This window comes from Corallococcus sp. CA047B, from assembly GCF_003612065.1.
Classification (GTDB): domain Bacteria; phylum Myxococcota; class Myxococcia; order Myxococcales; family Myxococcaceae; genus Corallococcus; species Corallococcus praedator.
Map to the genome: position 1 here is coordinate 22,735 of NZ_RAWD01000026.1, position 14,641 is coordinate 37,375.

The window sequence follows — 14,641 nt, forward strand, 5'->3', positions numbered from 1 at the left end:
TGTCGCTCAGTGATGCCTCAGCGATTTTTCCCCCGTCCCTGGACGCTCGTCCTGCTCCTTCCGCTTGCCTGCAAGGACCCGGAGACGGCAGCCGCCCAGAAGCAGGCCACCCAGGTCCAGTCCTCCCTGTCCGAAGGTCGCGAGGCCCTCACGAAGGGCAACTACGGCCGCGCCATCGCCGCGCTCCAGAAGGCCTCCAATTCGGCCCCGGAGAGCGTGGAGCCGCTGCTGCTGCTGGCGGAGGCCCACCGGCTGAGCGGCAACTCGGGCGCCTCCATCCTGACGCTCAAGCAGGCGGAAGGCCTGTTGCCTGGAAGCGACCCCGTCATCCAGAAGCAGCTGTCGGACCTGTACCTGCGGGAGGGCCAGGCGCCCCTGGCCATCACCACGCTCGTGGCCCTGCGGGACGAGGGCAAGCTGACCCCCGACGACATCCTGGCCCTGGCGCGCCTCCAGGCCCGGCAGGGCCACGCCGAGGAGGCCTTCACCACGCTGGAGCGCACCCTCCGGGAGAACCCGGACGACGCCGCGACGAAGACGGTGGAGGCGGAGATCCTCCTCATGAAGGGCGAGGAGCTGCTCGCGGCGAACCTGATGGACCGCGTGCTCCAGAACTCGCCCAGCTTCACGGCGGCCCGGCTCCTGCGCGCGCGCTACTTCCTGATGAGCGGCTTCTCCGACCTGGCGGAGGCCGACCTCCAGTCCGTGCCACCCGCGGACGCGGCGACCACGGACGTCGTGGCCATGAAGGCCCGCGTGCTGATGGCGCTGGGCCGCCCGGCGGAGGCGGAGGCCGCGCTCAAGCTGCTGCTGGAGGACGATGCGGACAACGCGGAGGCGCTCGCGTGGCTGGCGGACATCGTCCGGGCCCAGGGTCGCCTGACGGATGCGCAGCAGTCGGTGGACCGGGCCCTGCAACTGCGCCCCCGGCTGGCCCGGGGCCTGTACGTGCGCGGCCGGGTGCAGGAGGACCAGGAGGATGTGCGCGCCGCCGAGGACAGCTACCGCTTCGCCCTCAAGACGGAGCCCGCCTTCGGCCCCGCGCTCTCGCGCATCTGGCGGCTGTACCTGAAGGCCGGCAAGAAGCCGGAGGCCCAGGCCACGCTGGAGCGACTGGTGGGGCTGGGCGAGGCGTCGGTGGAGGAGAAGGCCGCGCTCGCGGGCCTCTACGCGCAGTTCCAGACGCAGCTGCCGCGCGGCAAGAAGCTCATCGACGAGGCCCTGCAGCGCGAGCCGCAGAACCCCGAGTACCTGCGCATCCGCAAGGCCATCGAGAAGGCCACCCCCAGGAAGAAGGGCGCCTCCTCCGGCCCCATCATCATCCGCGGGGGACGGCGCTGACGGAGGAGGGGAGCGCGGCTTCCGCGACCACCTTCTCCAGCGCCTTCTGGCCCTTCTTCTGGCCCACCGCGACGACCAGCAGGTTCTCGCGGGTGAAGTAGCGCCGGGCCGTGTCGCGCACCTGCGCGGCCGTCTGGCGGTCCACCAGGTCCGCGCGGTGGCTGAAGGTCTCCGGCGTGCGGAACAGCTCCGTGCCGCCGAACCACCCGGCCAGCTCGCCCGGTGAGTCCTGGGAGAACTCCAGCAGCATGCGGTGGCGGCGCTTGGCGCGGTTCAGCTCCTCCGCGCCCACCTCCTCGTCGCACAGCGCGGCGAGCACCCGCAGGGACTCGGCCACCACCTGCGACGCCTTCTCCGGCGCGCTGGCGGCTTCAATCTCGAACAGGCCGGTGTCGTGGTACGTGTCCAGCCCGGCGCTCACCGAGTACGCAAGGCCGCGCTTCTCCACGATTTCAAACGGCAGCCGCGACGACAGGCCGTCGTCCAGCAGGCGCCGCAGAATCTGGAGCGCGGGGTAGTCCTCGTGCTGCTCCGGCACGACGCGGAAGGTGAGCTTGAACTCCGTCTGCGACTCGTCGTGCGTGACGAAGTGGAAGTGCGGCCCGGGCCCGATGAGGGGCGGCGGCGCTTCGGTGGAGGCCTCGCCCCGGGGCAGGTGGGCGAAGGCGCGCTCGGCCAGCGCCATCACCTCCGGGTGGCTCACGCGGCCCGCGGCCGTGACGACCAGGTTGCCGGCCACGTAGTGGCGCGCGAAGTGCTCCCGCACCTGGGCGTGGGTGAGGGCCTTCACGGAGTCGCGGGTGCCAGCGATCTTCAGCGACAGCGGGTGGTCCGGGAACAGGAGCCGCTTGGACAGGTTGTCCAGGTCGATGTCGCGGCCCTTCTCATCCACCTCATCCAGCATCTCCTCCAGGATGATCTGCCGCTCCACCTCCATGTCGGTGAGGCGGGGGCGGGTGAGCATGTCGCCGATGACGTCCATGCCCACGCGCAGGTGCGACGGGTGCAGCGGCGTGTAGTAGTAGCCGTGGTCGCGGGTGGTGGCGCCGTTGAGGTTGCCGCCCACTTCCTCCACGGCGGCGTTCATCTTCACGGTGTCCGGCCAGCCCTCGCTGCCCCGGAAGAAGAGGTGCTCCAGGAAGTGGCTGACGCCGTTGTTCCCGGGCGTCTCGTGACGGCTGCCGGTCCGCACGTAGACGGCCAGCAGGGCGGTGTGCAGGTGCGGCGTCTCGACGGTGACGACGCGCAGCCCGGAGGGCAGCACGTCCCGGAACGGTTTAAAGCTCATGCGCAGGGAAGCCTTAACACGAAGGTCGTCCCCTGGCCGGGAATACTCTGGCAGGAGAGCGAGCCCCCGTGGGCCTGGAGGATCTGTTGGCTCACCGCCAGACCCAGGCCGGTGCCCCCCTCCTTCGTGGTGAAGAAGGGCTCGAAGAGGTGGCGGCGCACCTCCTCCGTCATGCCGTTGCCGGTGTCGCGCACGGACACCTCCACGTCGCCCTCGCGCGGCAGGGTGGCCACCGTGAGCCGGCCCCCGGAGGGCATGGCCTCGCGGCTGTTGCGCAGGAGGTTCAGGAACACCTGGCGCAGCTGCCCCTGGTCCGCGAGCACCCGGGGGGTGCCGGGGGCGAAGTCGCGCACCACCTCCACGCCCGCGCGCACCAGCTCCTCGCGGGTGAAGTCGAGCACGCCGTCGAGCACCGCGATGATGTCCTCCGGCTCCAGGTCCGGCCGGGCGGGGCGGGCCATGCGCAGGTACTGCTCGGTGACGTCGGTGAGGCGGTCCACCTCATGGGTGACGGCGGAGAGCAGCTCGCGCGCCTCCACGGCGGTGTCGGCGGAGTCGAACCGGGCGGTGTCCACCGCGTCCTGGAGCAGCTCCACATTGAGGCCGATGGAGGACAGCGGGTTTCGCACCTCGTGGACGATCTGCGCGGAGATGCGGCCCACGGCGGCCAGCTGTTCGGCGCGCATCAGCGCCTCGGCCTGGGACTTGAGCTGCGCTTCGCGGGCCTGGAGCGAGCGGGCCATCTGGTCGAACTCGCGCGCGAGCAGCGCCACCTCATCGTCGCCGCGCACGCCCAGCTGGGCGGAGTAGTCGCCCTTGCCGATGCGCGACACGCCCTCGATGAGGGTGCGCACCGGGCGCAGCGTGCGCGCGGACCACGCGGTGACGCCCACGCCCACGCCAATGGCCATGATGGACAACGCGATGATGGTGAGGCCGGTGCGGCGCTCGCGCTCCTCCGCGCCGTCCACGCGCTCGCGGATGCGGTTGCCCAGCGTGGCGCGCAGCACGCGCAGCTCACGGCCGATGGCGGCCTCCAACTGGCGCAGCTCCGCGGTGGCGCGGGCCACCTCGTCGCCCCGGGGGGATTCGGACGCGAGCGCGGCGAACACGGCCTCCACCGCGTGGCCGTAGGCCTGCGAGTTCTTCGACAGCTCGCCGAAGCGGGCGTCCAGTTCCATGACGAAGGGGACCTCGCCCTCGGGGGCGAAGGTGAGCACCTCGCGGGCCTTGGCGCGGGCGGCCTCCAGACGCTGGGCCATCTGGGGCGAGTAGTAGAGGCTCGCGAGCCGGATGAGCGCGCGGCGCGTCTCCACGCTGTTCTGCTCCAGCACGCGCTCGGTGTCCTTCTCCTGGCTGGTCTGGAAGGTCTCCAGCGCGGCGGCGTCCTGGGAGAGCTGGAGGTAGCCCTGGCTGACGAGGCGGATCTCCAACCGGTTGCGGTGCAGCTCCGCCACGCTGAAGAGGGACACCGTCCCGAACGTCAGCAGCACCAGCGCGTAGCCCAGGAAGATGCGGGTGGCGAGCGAGAGCTTCATGGAGGAGGGGACAGGACATACGTCCTGGGGCGGGCGCATTACAGCGCAATCCCCGGCGGCCCGCCTGCTTCCGCCCTTCCCGGGCGTCCAGACTTCGTCCCGCCGGAGACGAAGCGGGCTGGTAGCGTCCGGCGCATGTCCGCGCGCCCCGTCCGCTCCACGCTCCTGGCCGCCCTGCTGGCCCTGTCCGCCGGCTGTGGCGAGAAGGAGGTCACCCCCTCCCTGGACCTCGTCTCCGCCTCCTGTGCCGGCACGCCGCCCCTGATGGGGGTGACGCACCTGCGCTTCCGCGTCAGCGGGCCCGGACTCGACACGCCCCGGGAGCGGGTGTCGACGGTGCGGTGGACGCCAGCGGACGTCCCGGCGATTCCGCCAGGCAGCGCGCGGGTGCTGGAGGTGCGGGCGTACGCGGGGGCTCCGGACCAGGGTGGCCAGTTGCGGTCGCTGGGGCGGACGGCGCCCTTCGACGTCGTGGAGGGACAGGCGGCGTCGGCGCGGGTGTTCCTGCGGCGGCTGGGCGAGTTCGCGCCGGTGAACCAGGCCGCGAGTCCCGATACGTGCGCGGTGCCGGGTGAAACGCGGGCCGGGCACACCGCGACGCTGCTGGCGGATGGACGGGTGCTGTTCGCGGGAGGCTATGCGCCCGGGAGGGATGGAACTCGGCCGGTGTCGGGGACGACGGAGGTGTTCGACCCGGTGGCAGGAACGTTCAGCCCCGGGCCGGACGTGGGCGCACGGGCCTTCCACACGGCGTCGCCGCTGCCGGACGGAAGGGTGCTGCTCGTGGGGGGCGCGGAGACGCTGGACCAGGTCTCGTTGCAGCGCACGGCGCGCGTCGTGGACGTGGCCGAGGGTGTGGCGAGCACGTTGGAGCCGAAGGTCGCGCGCTACCAGCACGCCGCGGCGGTGGATGCCGACGGGCATGTGCTGCTGGTCGGTGGGCGTGCGGCGGATGGGAGTGGGGCGTTCGCGTTGGAGGGCTTCGATGCGGCCTCCGGGCGCTTCTTCGACGGGATGGGCGAATTGCATCGCGTGGACGCGACGCTGACGGTGCTGGAGGACGGGCATACGATCCTGGTCGCGGGGGGCTCGGATGCGCTGCGGCTTGAGGCGGAGGTCCTGTCCGCCGGGTTCGACGGAGACACGTTCGGGTGGTTGTTGCCGGTGCCACCCCGGCTCCGGGTTCCCAGGGTGGGTGCTTCCGTGGCGATGCTGGGGCGGGCGGAGGACGGCCCCCGCCCGTTGCTGATGGGCGGCTTCGATGGTGTGGATCCGCTGAACGGAGCGCGAGCCGTGGGGGCGTCCGAGGTATTGGAGAGCCCGATCCGGGTGAGCGATGGACCGGCGTTGTTGCCCCGGAGCAACGCGTGCGCGGTGTCGCTTCAGGACGGACGGGTGGTGGTGGTGGGCGGACGGGGGGCCGACTCCGGCATTGCGCGCGCGACGGCGTGGGCGGAGCTGATCATCCCAGCGAAGGATGCCCAACCCAGCGTGCTGGGCCTGTCGTTGTTGCCGCAGCCGCGCGTGTGGCACACGTGCACGGCGCTCGCGGATGGGTCGGTGCTCGTGGTGGGCGGCGTGGACGACAGCACCGGTGAGCCCCGGGCGCCCATCGAAGCTTTGGTCGTGATGCCGCCTCCGCGCGACTGAAGTGGGCACCCTCCGGGTGGGCTGTTAGCGTCCAGGTCCTATGGTGACCTGCCTACCTGCCCGGTTTGCCCTGGCCGTGCTCCTGCTGAGCGCGGCGGTGGAAGCGCGGGAGCCCGCGGTCCGCACGGTGCTGCTGTCGGAGCACCCCGAGGACTTCACGCCGAGCGTCTATGTGAAGGGCGCGGTCTCCACCGTCCTGCGCTTCGAGGCCCCGGTTGATGCTTCGAAGACGCGGATGCTGGCCTGGGAGGGCCGGTTCGAGCCGTTGTTGGTCGGTGGCCGCAAGGTGGTCGTGGAGCCGGTCCGGGACCTGGGGGAGGACGAAGGCGTGCCCCTGCTCGTGACGCTCACGAACGGAAGGGAGATCCCGTTCTTGTTGAAGCCTCCCGGGCAGGGCCGGCGGGCCGAACTGGATCAGCAGGTGAACGTGTTCGAGGACCGGCAGCGCTACGAGGCCATGTACTCGACGCTGATGGATTCGCTCAAACAGCAGCGCGTTCTGAAGGAAGAGAACGCGCTGCTGCGACAGGAGGAACGCTCTCCGGACCATGCGCTGGCCGCGCTCCTGGCCAACGGGGACATCAAGCACACCCCCTTCGAACTCGGCCAGTCCTGGCAGCTCAAGAATGAAGAGGCGACCGTCAGGGTCGAGGTCCTGAAGAGCAAGAGGATTCCGAAGGTCGCAGTGGTGTTCACCCTCACCAATCACGATGCGAAGAAGCCCTGGAGCCTAATGGAAGCCAAGTTGTCCACCCGGTCTGGGGGGAAGTCACGCCCGTTCGCCTTGCGCATGCAGCAGGATGAGATCGTTCCAGGGGCAACTGGCCGCATCGCCGTCGTCGCGGACGAGAGCGTCTTCCAATCACCTCAAGGCCTGGAACAACTGGCGCTGGAGCTGTTCCGAGCCGACGGGCTGTCGCAGGCCTACCTCGTCCTGGAATGGCGCCCCTTCAAGGAGTAGATCGATCCGACATGAACGCACGGTGCTCATGGTCTCCCCTTGTCCTTGTGCTGGCCATGTCCCTGGGCTGCACCACTACCCTAGGGAGTGTGGGGCTGCGCGCAGATGGCTCACCGGGGCCTGAGGACTGCCCGGAGACGACGCTGCACGCAATGCGACTCCTCCGCTTGAGTGTCGGCGATGGCGCGCACGTTGAACTCGACATCAATCAGGATGATGTCAGTCCCATCACGCTCTACGACGGGCCCATCGAGAGCGTCCTACAGACTAGGCTAGGGCCTCTCGGCAGTCCTGAGCGACTCTATGGTCGGGTATGGACAGGCGGCCCGCAGGTGGTCATCCGCTACTACGAGGCACTGCCTCTAGACGGGGGAGACAAGATTCCCATCTGCGCGGTGGCCCGATTGTCGAAGGGCCAGCTCCGCAAGCGACCCGACTCCAAGCCGGGAACGGCCATCATCGAGTTCTCGAGCGCGTCGGTCTACATCGTCGATTCGTTCCGCTGAAACACGAAGGCCCCGCGTCCCGGTGAAGGGAGGCGGGGCCTCGGTGCTTCAATCCGTCACTTCGCTCAGGCGTTGGACGGCGGAGCCTCGGAAGGCTTCGCCTCGCCCTCGGTGGAGGCGGCCGGCGCGGCGGTCTCCACGGGAGCGGCCTCGGTCGGCGTGGCCGGGGCGGCGGCGCGGGCCTCCGCTTCGGCGCGGGCGCGGGCGGCCTCGTCGCTGCGCTGGTCGCTGGCGGCGACCTCGTCCGGCGTCAGCTCCGTGCGGTCGGCCAGCATGCCCGTCTTCTTCTCCAGGTCCTTGATGGCCCGGCGAAGCAGGTCGCGCTCCAGCAGCGTGCGGTTCAGGCGCTTCTCCAGGGCCTTGTACTTGTCCTTGCCCAGGTCGGCCTCGGACTTCGTCACGGCCAGGATGCGGGCCTGGGTGTCGGCGCGGCCCTTGATGCGGCGCAGCTCCTTCTCCAGCTCCACGGCGCGCGCGCGGTCCTTGTTCGCCGCGGTCTCCAGCCGGTCCATCTTCTCGCGGTCCGCGTCGTTCAGCTCGCGGTAGCGGCGCACGGGCTCGGCCGGGGCCACCGGAGTGGACGGCACCGACACCGCCGCGCTCACCACGGGCTCGCTCGCGGGCGCGGCGATGAGGTCCGTCGAAGCGGGGGCGGCCGCGACCGGCGCGGGCGCGGGCGTCACGGCCTGCACGGGGGCGGGGGCTTCACGGCGGCGGTTGCCACCGCGCGAGTCGGCCTCGGCGCGCAGCTTGGCGTTCTCCGTCAGGGCGTGCGACAGCTCCTCACGCGTCTGCGCGAGCTGGATGCTGGCGTTGCGCTCCACCTCGGCGCGGGCCTTGACCAGGTCCTGCGCGCCCTTGTCGCCTTCCTTCTGGTCGAAGAGCTTGCGCTTGGTCTGCTTGAGCTGCTCCTTGACCTCCTGGAGCTGCGCGCGCTGTTCGTCCAGCTCCTTCTGCTTGCGCTGGACCTCCGACTCCGCCTTGGCGCGAGCCTTGGTCTCCGACTCCAGCTCCCCACGGAACGAGGGCGATGAGACCGATGAACGGTTCGCGGTGCCGTCCGTGCCGCTCTTGCCGCCGAAGAGCAGCATGCCGAGCGTGATGGCGAAACCGATCGATACCAGGATGAGAGCAACGACCAAGGGAACAACCTCCACAGAAGGATGCAAAAAACGGGGCAGCCTACCGCTGGGACATGGCGCGTCAAGGCTTCACTGGCAGACAAACCCCCGGGCTCCAACCACACCGGCCGGGCCTCGAAGCCCCGCCTGCCTCGCGTCGCCGGTCCTGGCGCGCGCCCTGGCGAGTCCGTAGACAGGGGCTTCGCACGCGTCGTCACCGGAACTTCAACGGAGTCCAAGCAAGCCCATGGCGCACCTGGAGCTGAAGCCGAAGCGGGACGTGTCGAGCTTCCGCAAGCTCGCCATTGGAAGCTGGACCACCGCGTACGATCCGACCGTCTACGGCACGCTGACGGTGCGCATGGACGCGGCGCTCGCGTACCTGGAGGCACACCACCAGCGCACCGGGGTCCGGCTCACCCCCATGCACCTGGTCCTCAAGGCCCTGGGCGAAGGGCTGCGCCGCTGCCCGGATGCCAACGCGCTGCTGCGCTTCCAGCGCATCTACCTGCGCCAGCGCGTCACCCTGTGCGCGCTGGTGCCCGACGCGGACCCCGTCCGGCCAGGGCTCAGGCCCGCGCGCATCGAGGACGTGGACCAGAAGGACCTGCTCACGGTCGCGCAGGAGATGGAGGCCGCGGTGGCGCGGGCACGCGAAGGCCGCGACGCCGCGCTGGAGAAGGGCCGGGGGCTCCTGAAGCGCGTCCCGCCGCTCCTGCTCCACGGGTTCACCCGGCTGATGTCGTTCCTGTCGTACACGCTGAACGTGGATCCGACCTGGCTGGGGCTGCCCAGGGATCCGTTCGGCTCCGCGGTGGTCGTGGACGCGGGCACGCTGGGGCTGGACACGGCCTACCTGCCGCTCGCGCCCTTCACCCGCGTGCCCATCTTCATCGCGCCCGGCGCGGTGCGGGAGGTGGCGGTGGTGGAGGAGGGCAGGGTGGTGCCCGGCCGGGTCATGAGCATCAACGCGTCCTTCGACCACCGCTTCATCGACGGCTACCACGCGGGCGTCATCGCCAACACGCTGCGCGAACTGCTGGAGCACCCGGCGGAGTTCTTCGACGCGCCGCCCGGCGTGACGCGGACGGAGTAGGGCGGCCTACCGGGGCTCGCGCACCCGTCGGCGCCGCACCGCCTCCGCGCCCCCCAGCGACTCCAGCACGGCGCTCAGCACCCGGCGGGTCTCCTCGACCGCGCGGACGCCCTGGGCGCGGCGGAAGCGGGCCTCGAAGGTCGCCCGCGCCGCACGGGTCGTGTCGACGGCGGCGCGCCCGCGTTCGGACAGCCGCACGCGTCGGATCCGCGCGTCCTCGGAAGGCGCGGCCTCCACGATGCCCAGCTTCCGCAGCTCCGCCACCGTCTTGGATGCCGCCTGCTGCGTCACCTCCAGCAGGTCCGCCAGCTCGCTGATGGACCGGGGGCCGCCCAGCAGGTGCTGCACCACGTAACCGTGTCCTTCCCGCAGGCCGGGGAAGCCCGCCGCGTGCACCTCCTCCAACACCAGCGCGTTCACCCGCATGCCGACGAAGAGCGCCAGGTAGCCCAGGTCCAGGGACTCCAGCTCCGGATTTCCCACGCGCGGTCGACGTGCCATGGCCCCACGTCTTGCACCCACAACCACGGTTGTGCAATCACCGTTGTACAATCATGGTTGTGGATATCCCTCCCGACCGTGCCAAGGAGCACCCCATGTCCGAGTCCCCGCTGGAGTTCACCCGGCGCTACTTCCAGGCCATCGAAGCCGGAGCGCCGCCCGAGGAGCTCGCCGGCTTCTTCCACCCGGAGGTGCGCCAGCGCGAGTACCCGAACCGGCTCACGCCGCGGGGCGCGACGCGCGACCTCCAGGCCCTGCTGGACGCTTCCGCGCGGGGCAGCAAGGTGGTGGTGTCCCAGCGCTACGACGTGCGCTCCGCCCTCTGTGACGGCGAGCGAGTGGCGTTGGAGGTGGACTGGAGCGCGACGCTGGCGGTGCCCGTGGGCTCCCTGCCAGCGGGCGGGACGATGCGGGCGTCGCTCGGGGTGTTCCTCACCTTCCGCGACGGCCGCATCGCCATCCAGCACAACTACGACTGCTTCGAACCCTTCTGACGCTAGTAGGCGTACTCCCAGCCGCCGCGCGCCCGCGCCCCACCGCCCCGCCGCGCGCTCATCTCACGCAGCCGGCGCACGCGCTCCGGGATGGGCGGGTGCGTGGAGAACAGCGACATCACCCCGCCGTGGTGCAGCGGGTTGACGATGAACAGGTGCGAGGTGGCGGGGGCTCTGTCGTAGGGCATGGCCTCCGCGGCGCGCTCCATCTTCAAGAGCGCGCTCGCCAGCGCATCCGGGTCCCCGCACAGCTCCGCGCCCGTGGCGTCCGCTCCGTACTCGCGCGATCGGCTCACCGCCAACTGCAACAGCGTGGCCGCGATGGGCGCGACGAGCAGCAGGCCCAGGTTGGACAGCGCCCCGGCCACGCCGCCGCCCTCCTCGTCGTCGCCGCGGCTGAGCATGCTGCCGCCGAACCAGAAGAGCATCTGCGCCGCGTAGCTGATGATGCCCGCGAGCGTCGCCGCCACCGTGCCGATGAGCGTGTCCCGGTTGCGCACGTGGCCAATCTCGTGCGCCAGCACGCCCTCCAGCTCGCGCCGGTCCAGGATGTCCACGATGCCCGCCGTCACCGCCACGGCCGCGTGGCTGGGGTTTCGGCCCGTGGCGAACGCGTTGGGCTGCCGCGTGGGCAGCAGGTACACCTTCGGCTTCGGCATGCCCGCCCGGGCGGACAGGCGCTCCACCATCTCGTGCAGCCACGGCGCCTGCTCGTAGGGAAGCGGCTGCGCGCCGTGGATGGCCAGCGCGATGCGGTCGCTGAACCAGTACGAACCAAAGTTCATCACCACCGCGAAGAAGCCCGCCATCGCGAGCCCCTGCGCGCCGCCCAGCCGCTGGCCGATGACGAGCACCAACGCCGTCAAGCCGGCCAGGAGGACGGTCGTCTTCAAGGCGTTGCCCAGCCGGTGCCACCCGCCGCCCTTGAGCGCCGGTGCGGCCGGTCCTCGGGATGTCATGTGGGGGTCACGCTGCGCCATGGTCCTCGTTCCGTGCCTTTCGTCCCGGTCAACCGAAGGGGACCCACGAAACGTAAGCAGGCGGGAGGGGCCGTCAATGAAGCGGGTCCGGGCTGCCCCGGCGTCCCTGCGGCCTCACTGGCTGGATTTCCTCACAGGTAGAAACGATCCGTCACGCCCGCCGTACGCTGGAGGATGGCGCTCCAGCCCAGCCACACGTCGATGCCACTGTCGCCCGCCTTCGGCTCGCCCCCCAGGGCACCGAGCGAGCCCGTGCAGCCGGCCACCGTCGCGAGCCCCGTCTCCCGGATGTGCTCCAGGAGGGCGCGCAGCGTGGGCATGCGGCGCGTTTCGAAGCGGTCGCTGATGTCGTCCCGGCCGGTGAAGTCCGGCTCGTCCAGACGGTCCATCAGGAAACGCTCCAGTGCCCACCAGAACAGGTACACCTCCGCGCGCCGCCCGGACGCCACCGCCGCCGCGGCGATGGACAGGCCCTGGTGCACGCGGTCGTATTCGCCGCTGTGCAGGAAGACGACGACCCTGTTCTCCGGCGCGCTCACGCACGGGCTCATACCGTCCAGAAGCCGTGCCGTCCATCCGCGCCCCGAGTGCGACCGCCCGGGCCCTTTGGCTTGCACCCCGGCCCCGCCACTTGCTAGGAATCCAACGGAATTACACGTTTTTTGCAACGACAGAGCGGCGGCCTTCCGGGACATGGGCGACGAGACGACAGCCAGGCGCAAGGATGCCCACCTCGACCTGTGCGCCACCGGCGACGTGGAGCCCGCCCAGAACTCGACGCTGCTGGAGCACGTCCACCTCATCCACTGCGCGATGCCGGAGATGGCGGCGGACGAGGTCGAGCTGTCCACGCCGTTCATGGGCAAGTCGCTGCGGGCGCCCCTGCTCGTCACCGGCATGACGGGTGGCACCGAGCGCGCGGGGGCCGTCAACCGCGACCTGGCGCTGCTCGCCGAGCGGCACGGGCTGGCCTTCGGAGTCGGCAGCCAGCGCGCGATGGCGGAGGACACCTCGCGCACGGCCTCGTACGCGGTGCGCGACGTGGCGCCCACGGTGGCGCTCATCGGCAACATCGGGCTGTACCAGGCCATTGGCCTGGGCGTGGACGGCGTGCGGCGGCTGTCGGACGCCATTGGCGCGGACGGCATGGCGCTGCACCTGAACGCGGGCCAGGAGCTGACGCAGCCCGAGGGCGACCGCGACTTCCGGGGCGGCTACCGCGTGGTGGAGGACCTGGCGCGGGCCTTCGGCGACCGGCTGCTGGTGAAGGAGACCGGGTGCGGCATTGGCCCGGACGTCGCGCGGCGGCTGGTGGAGCTGGGCGTGCGCAACGTGGACGTCTCCGGGCTGGGCGGCACGTCGTGGGTGCGCGTGGAGCAGCTTCGCGCGAAAGGGCCGCAGGCGCAGGTGGGCGCGGAGTTCAGCGGCTGGGGCATCCCCACCGCGGCGGCCATCGCCAGCGTGCGCGGGGCGGTGGGCCCCGAGGTGCGGCTCGTCGCCAGCGGCGGCGTGCGGGGCGGGCTGGAGTGCGCGAAGGTGCTCGCCCTGGGCGCGGACCTGGCGGGCATGGCGCTTCCGTTGTTCCGGGCGCAGCAGCAGGGCGGCCTGGCGGGTGCGGAAGAGGCATTGAAGGTCATCCTGACGGCCCTGCGACAGGCGCTGGTGCTGACGGGAAGTCGGAACGTCGCGCAGTTGCGGCAGCGTCCGCGCGTGGTGTCCGGAGCTCTGAAGGATTGGTTGGCGGCCCTGTGACGCAGGGTGGCTCCCAGGTTGGGAAGGAACAACATGTCTGACACCGTCACGTCCCGGCTCTCCGGATTCCACAAGCTGCCGATGGAAGAGCGCCTCGCTCAGATCGGACGCATGTTCCGGTTGTCGGACGAGGAGCTGGAGCAGCTCCGCGGTGTGGGCACGCTGGAGCCGGTCCTCGCCAACCAGATGATTGAAAACGCGGTGGGCATCTTCTCCCTGCCGCTGGGACTGGGACTCAACCTCAACGTCAACGGGCGCGACTACATCGTGCCCATGGCGGTGGAGGAGCCCTCCGTCGTGGCGGCGGTGTCGTTCGCGTCGAAGATCGTCCGCGAGTCCGGCGGCTTCGTCGCGGAGGCCGACGAGTCGATGATGATCGGCCAGGTGCAGGTGTCGAACTACGGCGACCCCACCCTGGCCTCCGAGCGCATCCTGGACGCGAAGGAGGAGATCCTCGCCCTGGCGAACAGCTTCCACCCGGCGATGGTCGCCCGTGGCGGTGGCGCCCGGGACGTGGAGGTGCGCCTGTTGCCCGCGCCGGAGGGCCCGCGCGGCGAGCCGCTGCTCATCGTCCACATCCTCATCGACACGCAGGAGGCGATGGGCGCGAACCTCATCAACACCGTCGCCGAGGGCGTGGCGCCGCTGATTGAACAGGTGACGGGCGGCCGGGTGTACCTGCGCATCCTGTCCAACCTGTCGGACAAGAGGCTCGCGCGCGCCACCTGCCGCATCCCGCTGTCGATGCTGGCGGACTTCGACCTGCCGGGGGAGACCATCGCGGAGGGCATCGCCCAGGCGAGCCGCTTCGCGGAAGCGGATCCGTACCGCGCCGCCACGCACAACAAGGGCGTGATGAACGGCATCGACGCGGTGGCCATCGCCACCGGTCAGGACTGGCGCTCCATCGAAGCGGGCGCGCACGCGTTCGCCTGCCGCGGGGGTCAGTACCGGCCGCTGTCCACCTGGTACCTGGAGGAGGGGCACCTCGTGGGCCGCATCGAATTGCCGCTCGCGCTGGGCACGGTGGGCGGTCCCATCAAGGTGCACCCGGGCGTGCAGGTGGCGCTCAAACTGCTGCGCGTGTCGGGCGTGCGCGAGCTGTCCATGGTGTTCGCGGCGGTGGGGCTCGCGCAGAACTTCGCGGCGCTCCGGGCCCTGGGTTCGGTGGGCATCCAGAAGGGCCACATGGCCATGCACGCCCGCAGCGTCGCGGTGACGGCGGGTGCGCGCGGCGGCGACGTGGAGAAGGTCGCGAACCTCCTGGTGAAGGCCGGCCACGTGAAGGTGGAGAAGGCGAAGGAGATCCTGGCGAGCCTGATTCTGGAAAAGCCCGGCGTCGCGGTCACCATCACCAACGGCTGATTCCTCCCCCGCGCCTGTTCGCGGGGACCCTGGCGGGGCGGTGCGCTT

Annotated in this window: 14 protein-coding genes and 1 pseudogene; 8 read left to right on the forward strand and 7 right to left on the reverse strand. The window is 70.8% G+C overall.

What is annotated here, in order from left to right:
* Positions 1-12: 12 nt before the first annotated feature.
* Positions 13-1,341 (forward strand): lipopolysaccharide assembly protein LapB, encoded by a 1,329-nt coding sequence (locus D7X74_RS44975; RefSeq protein ID WP_120532132.1) that lies wholly within the window; start codon positions 13-15, stop codon positions 1,339-1,341.
* Here D7X74_RS44975 and D7X74_RS06945 read toward each other — a convergent pair.
* Together D7X74_RS06945 and D7X74_RS06950 are read right to left on the reverse strand one after the other, a co-directional pair.
* On the reverse strand, positions 1,319-2,629 hold the full coding sequence (locus D7X74_RS06945; protein WP_120532133.1) for a pitrilysin family protein: 1,311 nt from the start codon (positions 2,627-2,629) through the stop codon (positions 1,319-1,321). The two genes, D7X74_RS44975 and D7X74_RS06945, sit on opposite strands and share 23 nt — an antisense overlap.
* A complete protein-coding gene (locus D7X74_RS06950) occupies positions 2,626-4,167 on the reverse strand; it encodes a HAMP domain-containing sensor histidine kinase (protein ID WP_120532134.1) in 1,542 nt (513 codons plus the stop codon). The genes D7X74_RS06945 and D7X74_RS06950 overlap by 4 nt, the downstream gene beginning before the upstream one ends.
* Before the next feature lie 135 nt (positions 4,168-4,302).
* Between D7X74_RS06950 and D7X74_RS06955 the strand changes: the two genes are divergently transcribed.
* The 3 genes from D7X74_RS06955 to D7X74_RS06965 all read left to right on the forward strand — a co-directional run bounded on the left by D7X74_RS06955 (position 4,303) and on the right by D7X74_RS06965 (position 7,284).
* Positions 4,303-5,817 (forward strand): kelch repeat-containing protein, encoded by a 1,515-nt coding sequence (locus D7X74_RS06955; RefSeq protein ID WP_120532135.1) that lies wholly within the window; start codon positions 4,303-4,305, stop codon positions 5,815-5,817.
* Positions 5,818-5,893: 76 nt separating this feature from the next.
* Complete coding sequence (locus tag D7X74_RS06960) at positions 5,894-6,778, forward strand: DUF2381 family protein (protein ID WP_120532136.1); 885 nt, start codon at positions 5,894-5,896, stop codon at positions 6,776-6,778.
* Positions 6,779-6,789: 11 nt separating this feature from the next.
* Entirely contained in the window at positions 6,790-7,284 is a 495-nt protein-coding gene (locus tag D7X74_RS06965) for a serine/threonine protein kinase (RefSeq protein WP_120532137.1), read from the forward strand.
* A gap of 65 nt (positions 7,285-7,349) precedes the next feature.
* Here the strand turns inward: D7X74_RS06965 and D7X74_RS06970 are convergent, their stop codons facing one another.
* A complete protein-coding gene (locus tag D7X74_RS06970) occupies positions 7,350-8,426 on the reverse strand; it encodes a cell envelope biogenesis protein TolA (protein ID WP_120532138.1) in 1,077 nt (358 codons plus the stop codon).
* 226 nt (positions 8,427-8,652) lie between these two features.
* Here D7X74_RS06970 and D7X74_RS06975 point away from each other — a divergent pair, with 226 nt between their 5' ends.
* Positions 8,653-9,501, forward strand: a complete 849-nt coding sequence (locus D7X74_RS06975; protein WP_120532139.1) for a 2-oxo acid dehydrogenase subunit E2 — start codon at positions 8,653-8,655, stop codon at positions 9,499-9,501.
* Positions 9,502-9,507: 6 nt separating this feature from the next.
* On the opposite strand, the gene D7X74_RS45215 is transcribed toward D7X74_RS06975, so the two are convergent.
* Both D7X74_RS45215 and D7X74_RS45220 read right to left on the reverse strand, forming a co-directional pair.
* On the reverse strand, positions 9,508-9,792 hold the full coding sequence (locus D7X74_RS45215) for a hypothetical protein (RefSeq protein WP_372239683.1): 285 nt from the start codon (positions 9,790-9,792) through the stop codon (positions 9,508-9,510).
* Positions 9,789-9,872: pseudogene (locus D7X74_RS45220) on the reverse strand (hypothetical protein); the annotation flags it as partial. The pseudogene D7X74_RS45220 and the gene D7X74_RS45215, both read right to left, overlap by 4 nt.
* 225 nt (positions 9,873-10,097) lie before the next feature.
* On the opposite strand from D7X74_RS45220, the gene D7X74_RS06985 reads away from it, so the two are divergent.
* Positions 10,098-10,496, forward strand: a complete 399-nt coding sequence (locus tag D7X74_RS06985) for a nuclear transport factor 2 family protein (RefSeq protein ID WP_120532141.1) — start codon at positions 10,098-10,100, stop codon at positions 10,494-10,496.
* Positions 10,497-10,498: 2 nt separating this feature from the next.
* On the opposite strand, the gene D7X74_RS06990 is transcribed toward D7X74_RS06985, so the two are convergent.
* Both D7X74_RS06990 and D7X74_RS06995 read right to left on the reverse strand, forming a co-directional pair.
* Entirely contained in the window at positions 10,499-11,455 is a 957-nt protein-coding gene (locus D7X74_RS06990; RefSeq protein ID WP_199732736.1) for a zinc metalloprotease HtpX, read from the reverse strand.
* A gap of 152 nt (positions 11,456-11,607) precedes the next feature.
* Positions 11,608-12,027: a hypothetical protein gene (locus tag D7X74_RS06995; protein WP_120532143.1), complete on the reverse strand. Its 420-nt coding sequence runs from the start codon at positions 12,025-12,027 to the stop codon at positions 11,608-11,610.
* A gap of 142 nt (positions 12,028-12,169) precedes the next feature.
* Here D7X74_RS06995 and fni point away from each other — a divergent pair, with 142 nt between their 5' ends.
* On the forward strand, positions 12,170-13,228 hold the full coding sequence (gene fni, locus D7X74_RS07000; protein WP_120532144.1) for a type 2 isopentenyl-diphosphate Delta-isomerase: 1,059 nt from the start codon (positions 12,170-12,172) through the stop codon (positions 13,226-13,228).
* A 33-nt stretch (positions 13,229-13,261) separates the two neighbouring features.
* Positions 13,262-14,593 carry a hydroxymethylglutaryl-CoA reductase, degradative gene (locus D7X74_RS07005; protein WP_120532145.1) on the forward strand — a complete coding sequence of 444 codons (1,332 nt, stop codon included), beginning with the start codon at positions 13,262-13,264 and terminating at the stop codon, positions 14,591-14,593.
* Positions 14,594-14,641 lie beyond the last annotated feature (48 nt).

Coding starts and splice junctions, on each gene's coding strand:
- D7X74_RS06985 (WP_120532141.1), top strand. CDS start 10,098: ATGTCCGAGTCCCCGCTGGAGTTCACCCGGCGCTACTTCCAGGCCATC.
- D7X74_RS06995 (WP_120532143.1), bottom strand. CDS start 12,027: ATGAGCCCGTGCGTGAGCGCGCCGGAGAACAGGGTCGTCGTCTTCCTG.
- D7X74_RS06955 (WP_120532135.1), top strand. CDS start 4,303: ATGTCCGCGCGCCCCGTCCGCTCCACGCTCCTGGCCGCCCTGCTGGCC.
- D7X74_RS44975 (WP_120532132.1), top strand. CDS start 13: ATGCCTCAGCGATTTTTCCCCCGTCCCTGGACGCTCGTCCTGCTCCTT.
- D7X74_RS07005 (WP_120532145.1), top strand. CDS start 13,262: ATGTCTGACACCGTCACGTCCCGGCTCTCCGGATTCCACAAGCTGCCG.
- D7X74_RS06945 (WP_120532133.1), bottom strand. CDS start 2,629: ATGAGCTTTAAACCGTTCCGGGACGTGCTGCCCTCCGGGCTGCGCGTC.
- D7X74_RS06950 (WP_120532134.1), bottom strand. CDS start 4,167: ATGAAGCTCTCGCTCGCCACCCGCATCTTCCTGGGCTACGCGCTGGTG.
- fni (WP_120532144.1), top strand. CDS start 12,170: ATGGGCGACGAGACGACAGCCAGGCGCAAGGATGCCCACCTCGACCTG.
- D7X74_RS06965 (WP_120532137.1), top strand. CDS start 6,790: ATGAACGCACGGTGCTCATGGTCTCCCCTTGTCCTTGTGCTGGCCATG.
- D7X74_RS06990 (WP_199732736.1), bottom strand. CDS start 11,455: ATGACATCCCGAGGACCGGCCGCACCGGCGCTCAAGGGCGGCGGGTGG.
- D7X74_RS06975 (WP_120532139.1), top strand. CDS start 8,653: ATGGCGCACCTGGAGCTGAAGCCGAAGCGGGACGTGTCGAGCTTCCGC.